The 509-nt window shown below is 70.3% G+C and carries 1 protein-coding gene; it reads right to left on the bottom strand.

Going from position 1 to position 509, the window contains the following annotated elements:
• Nucleotides 1-509: TetR/AcrR family transcriptional regulator (locus tag IE226_RS43870; RefSeq protein ID WP_190087117.1), on the bottom strand; the 509-nt coding region annotated here is incomplete at both ends.

The raw sequence follows: 509 nt of genomic DNA, 5'->3' as shown, positions 1-509 counted from the left end.
CGCATCGCCGCGTGGACGGCGAGCCCGTCCACCAGGGCATGCAGCCGGGCGGTCTCCCGGTCCACACAGCGGCCGGGGCCGATGAGCCGCGCCACGAGGCCGCGGCAGCCCGCACGCAGGACGTCGTACCCCTCGTCGCGCAGCGCTCGCAGCTCCGGGTCGGTCATGGCGCGGGCCGTGAAAGCCAGCCACACGTCGTTCTCCGCGCGCCGTTGGTCATCCAGGGGCAGCAGCTCCGCAAGGACACTTGCCGCATACCGCAGGGCGTCATCATCCGGAGGCAGCGCCGCAATCCGCTGCTCGATCCGGTCGACGACCATCCGTAGCGCGAAGGCCATCAGCTCGGACTGGCTCACGAAGTAGTGCCGCAACGACCCCATCGAAAGACCCGCTTCCCTGGCCACGTTGCGCACCGAGGCATGCTCCAGGCCGTCGCGCCGGATGACGCGCCAGACCGCTTCCGCGAGCTCCCTGCGGCGGAGTTCGGGGTCGATGACTTTAGGCATGGA

It is taken from the genome of Streptomyces longisporoflavus, from assembly GCF_014649775.1.
GTDB lineage: Bacteria > Actinomycetota > Actinomycetes > Streptomycetales > Streptomycetaceae > Streptomyces > Streptomyces longisporoflavus.
Note: the sequence above shows the minus strand (reverse complement) of the source record. Positions and strands in the feature narration are given on the sequence as shown.